The organism is Collinsella vaginalis (assembly GCF_900176655.1).
Lineage (GTDB): Bacteria > Actinomycetota > Coriobacteriia > Coriobacteriales > Coriobacteriaceae > Collinsella > Collinsella vaginalis.
Map to the genome: position 1 here is coordinate 297,338 of NZ_LT838844.1, position 4,043 is coordinate 301,380.

Annotated in this window: 6 protein-coding genes; 3 read left to right on the plus strand and 3 right to left on the minus strand. The window is 68.3% G+C overall.

Features of this window, described 5'->3' with window-relative positions:
• The 3 genes from CAP13_RS07455 to CAP13_RS09990 form a co-directional block, all read right to left on the minus strand.
• On the minus strand, window positions 1–232 hold a 232-nt coding region (locus CAP13_RS07455), incomplete at its 3' end, for an NAD(P)-dependent oxidoreductase (RefSeq protein ID WP_281249004.1).
• Between the two features lie 39 nt (window positions 233–271).
• Entirely contained in the window at window positions 272–484 is a 213-nt protein-coding gene (locus CAP13_RS07460; protein ID WP_085830979.1) for a Rossmann-fold NAD(P)-binding domain-containing protein, read from the minus strand.
• Window positions 485–677: 193 nt separating this feature from the next.
• A complete protein-coding gene (locus CAP13_RS09990) occupies window positions 678–851 on the minus strand; it encodes a DUF6724 family protein (protein ID WP_179184997.1) in 174 nt (57 codons plus the stop codon).
• 89 nt (window positions 852–940) lie between these two features.
• On the opposite strand from CAP13_RS09990, the gene serS reads away from it, so the two are divergent.
• The 3 genes from serS to CAP13_RS09995 all read left to right on the plus strand — a co-directional run.
• Window positions 941–2,230, plus strand: coding sequence for a serine--tRNA ligase (gene serS, locus CAP13_RS07465; RefSeq protein ID WP_085830980.1), 1,290 nt, complete (start codon window positions 941–943; stop codon window positions 2,228–2,230).
• Between the two features lie 78 nt (window positions 2,231–2,308).
• Window positions 2,309–3,004 (plus strand): ABC transporter ATP-binding protein, encoded by a 696-nt coding sequence (locus CAP13_RS07470; protein ID WP_085830981.1) that lies wholly within the window; start codon window positions 2,309–2,311, stop codon window positions 3,002–3,004.
• A 58-nt stretch (window positions 3,005–3,062) separates the two neighbouring features.
• A partial coding sequence (locus CAP13_RS09995; protein WP_218775329.1) for a hypothetical protein occupies window positions 3,063–4,043 on the plus strand: 981 nt, incomplete at its 3' end.

The following is a 4,043-nucleotide window of genomic DNA, read 5'->3' on the forward strand; positions in this document are numbered from 1 at the left end:
AAGAGACAGCGCCTAAGGCCTGGCAGAGCTGGGCGAAATGGCTGCCGATGTCCCCGGTGCCGAGCACGACCACCCGGGCCCCGCGCAGGGAGGTCACCGGCCCGTGGTTGCTCCAGACGTGGGCGCGCTGGTCGTCGCGGTAGGCGGGCAGGTGCTTCATGAGGGCGAGCACCATGGCGAAGACGTGTTCGGAGACGGCCTGGCCGTAGGCGCCCACGGCGCGCACGAGCACGGTCTCCGGCCGCAGGGCGCCCGCAGCGAGGTAGTCGTTCTAGCCCGCGGAGTTCAGCTGCAGGAGCTTGAGGCTGCGGGCGGCGGGGAGGCGTCCGACGGGAATGTTGCCGACGATCACCTCGGCGTCGGCAAGCTCGTTGTCGGACACGGCCGCGGCTTTGTCCGCGAAGGTGAACGACGCCCCGGGCGCGGCCCCTTCGATCCGGGTGCGTTGAGATGCGGTGAGCGGCAATAGGACGAGAACGTGCATGGGGCCTCCTTGGGGACGGTTTCGATGAGCAACCACCCTGATTGTCCCCCTCAACGCCATGTGCGAGAACCTCAACGGCTGCCTAATCGCATCAGATGGCAAAACGCCGCAGGGCGCCCATGGGCGCGGTCTGCGGCGTGAAAGCTCGGAAACCGAATGGAAACGCGCGGATCGCCCGTGCCGGGCGGCGGCGCTAGTCCCAGAAGCCGTCCTCCTCGTCAGGGTCCTTGGGCCCGCGGTCGACGTAGAGCTTATGGGTGCGCTTCTCAAGCAGGAAGGCCGCGAGGGCGAAGATCACGATGCCGCTGAAGAACAGGACGGCGAGCCCTGCGCGGGTATTGAACAGAAAGGAGAAAAAAGCGTCCATCCACTGCCTTCTTGCATTCAACCTAGGGGCGAGAACGTCACAAGTATATACTGGCGGGAGCAGATCAGGCGCACGAACCGGAGGCACGCATGCTCGACATCAAATTCGTCCGCGAGAACCCCGACGCGATCGACATCGCGATGGGCAACCGCCAGACCACCTGGGACCGTGCGCGGTTCTTCGAGCTTGATGGCGAGCGCCGCTCCGTGATCGCCGAGGTCGAGGAGCTCCAGGCCACGCGCAATGCCGAGTCGAAGAAGATCGGCGCCCTCATGCGCGAGGGCAAGAGGGGTGAGGCCGAGGCCGCCAAGGAGGCGGTGCGCGAGGTGAACGAGCGCATCGAGGGCCTGGCCGAGCGCCGCGGCGCCCTCGAGGCAGAGCTCGATGACTTCATGGCACATCTCCCGAACATCCCCGCGGAGGCCACCCCGGTGGGCGTGGACGAGTCTGAGAACCCCGAGCGCCGCCGCTGGGGCACCCCGCGCGATTTCGCCTCCGAGGGGTTCGAGGCCAAGCCGCACTGGGATCTCGGCACCGATCTCGACATCCTTGATTTCGACCGCGGCAACAAGCTGTCTGGCAGCCGTTTCACCGTGCTCGGCGGTGCCGGCGCCCGTCTTGAGCGCGCCCTCATCAACTACTTCCTGGACACCCACACGAGCCGGGGCTTCAAGGAGTGGTGGCCCCCCATCGTCGTCAAGCGCCAGACCATGTTCGGCACGGGCCAGCTGCCCAAGTTCGAGGATGACGCCTACCATGTGAGCGGCGACAACTTCCTGATCCCCACCGCCGAGGTCGTCCTCACCAACCTGCACGCCGGCGAGGTCCTGGATGCCGAGAGCCTGCCCCGGCGCTACACGGCCTTCACCCCGTGCTTCCGCGAGGAGGCGGGTTCGGCGGGCCGCGACACCCGCGGCATCATCCGCCAGCACCAGTTCGACAAGGTCGAGATGGTGAAGTTCGCCACCCCCGAGCAGTCCGATGAGGAGCTCGAGAGCATGACGGCCGAGGCCGAGTACCTGCTGCAACAGCTCGAGCTGCCCTACCGCGTGATCTCCCTGTGCACCGGCGACCTCGGCTTCTCCGCCCGTCAGACCTACGACGTCGAGGTGTGGCTGCCGAGCTACAACGCGTACAAGGAGATCTCCTCCTGCTCGAATTGCGGGGACTTCCAGGCCCGCCGCGCCAACATCAAGTACCGCGACCCCGAGCACTTCAAGGGCGCGCGCTTCCTGCACACCCTGAACGGCTCCGGCCTGCCCTCGGGCCGCACCATGGCGGCCATCCTCGAGAACTATCAGAACGCTGACGGCTCCATCACGGTGCCCCGGGTGCTCGTGCCCTACATGGGCTGCGACCGCATCACCCCGGAGGCGTAGGAGTCCCGAACAACAGCGTCCGCTTCGACACCGTGCGCGCGCGGTGCGGGCTGGGGCGTGCAACAAGGGGGAGGCCCCATGTCAGACACCGATTCTGGGTCCGTTGACGAGGCCCCGGTCCTCGATGCGTACGACCTCGCGAGCGGGTACGCCGGCTCCCCGGTGTGGAGCCAGGTCGATGTGACCCTGTATGCGGGGGAGGTCGCCTTCCTCGTGGGCCCGAACGGCGCGGGCAAGACCACGCTGCTCAAGTGCCTCGCCGGCTGGATGAACCCCACGGCGGGGGAGGTCCGGATATGCGGCGAGCGCATGGACGGCGCCTCCGGCGCCCTCCGCACCGCCATCTCCTTCGTGCCCGACGTGCCCGCCTTCTACGACGACCTCACAGCCGGAGAGCATATCGAGTTCGTCCTCCGGGCGCGGCGCCTGCGTGGCGAGCGGCATGCCGAGGCCGAGGACCTGCTCCGGCGTTTCGGCATCTGGGAGGCCCGCGACGCCTTCCCGCAGTCCTTCTCACGCGGCATGCGCCAGAAGCTCGCCCTCATCATCGCCCTCATCAACCATCCGCGCCTGCTCCTGCTCGATGAGCCAACCGGCCCGCTCGATCCGGCGTCCCGGGAGCTTCTGGGCGCGCTCATCCGGTCGGCCGTCGATGCGGGCACGGCGGTGCTGATGAGCTGTCACCACGATCTGCCGGGCGTGACACCTGATGTGGTGTTCAAGCTGGATCAGGGAAGCGTATGCGAGGTGAAGGGCTATGGCCTCGGCGCCTAGGCGCGTGCCGGTGCGGCCGGCGGCATCGCGCGTCCACGCTGCGGCAGGGCATGACGGTATGCCGAAGGATCGCGGGTCTGCCGTCGACGGGCTGCCGCAGCTCATCTGGCTCCGCCTCAGGCACTTCAGGACCGATCTCGCCTGGTGGGGGTATGCGCTCGGGGTCGATATCGACGAGCGGGGCGACGTATTCGACCGCCTGTACTATGTGTACCTTGTGCTCATTTTCGGTGGCTGCGCGGTCTCCAGCTGGGCCTACGCGCTCGACCGCGTGCGGGAGGTCTTCTCGAGCGCCCCCTCGCTTGGGTTGCTGGCGGCCACGGCGCTCGGAGTCCTGCCTGCGTTCGTGCTCGTGACACGCGGCCTGCGGGCGCTCAGGGAATCCCCGGTGAGGTTTATCGCGGCCGACGCCGCCTTCATCGCCACGGGCTCGTTCCCCGCACCGGTGCTCGCGCTGACGATGTCGGTGGGCCCGGCGCTCAAGCAGGGGATCGTTCAGGGGCTCATCGCCTACCTTCTGGCCTTCGGTGCAGCGGTCACGGGCGCGGTGATCGCGCCGCTGCCCGTGGCGCTCATGCTCGCGGTGCTCTCGGCTGCTGCGTCCCTGCTCGGTGATGCGGTGGGATGCCTGCGCCTTTCGATTCCCCGGGGCGGCGCGCGGTGGGCGTTTCGCATCGGGGCCTCGGTGGCGCTGCTCGCGTTCGCCGCGCTCTCAGTCGTCGTATCCGCAGCCGGGCACCTTCCGATTCCGCTGCCCGGCCTCGAGGTCACGGGCGCGAACGGCTCAGGTCCTCTGCTCGACCTGCTCACCGCACCCGCGGCTTCTGTGGTCGCTGTCGCTGCGCTTGCAGTTGCCCTGGCGTTGCTCGCCCTCTCGGCCATCCGGATGGACCTCATCGAGGCGATCGAGGAGAGCGGCTTGTTCGCCGCCCTCTTCGGCGTGCGCCGTCTGGCCCTCACGGATCCCGGTGTCTACCGCGACCTCGTGCGCCGGCAGCGCATGAGCCGTCGGCGGCGGCGAGGCGCCGCGATCCCGCTC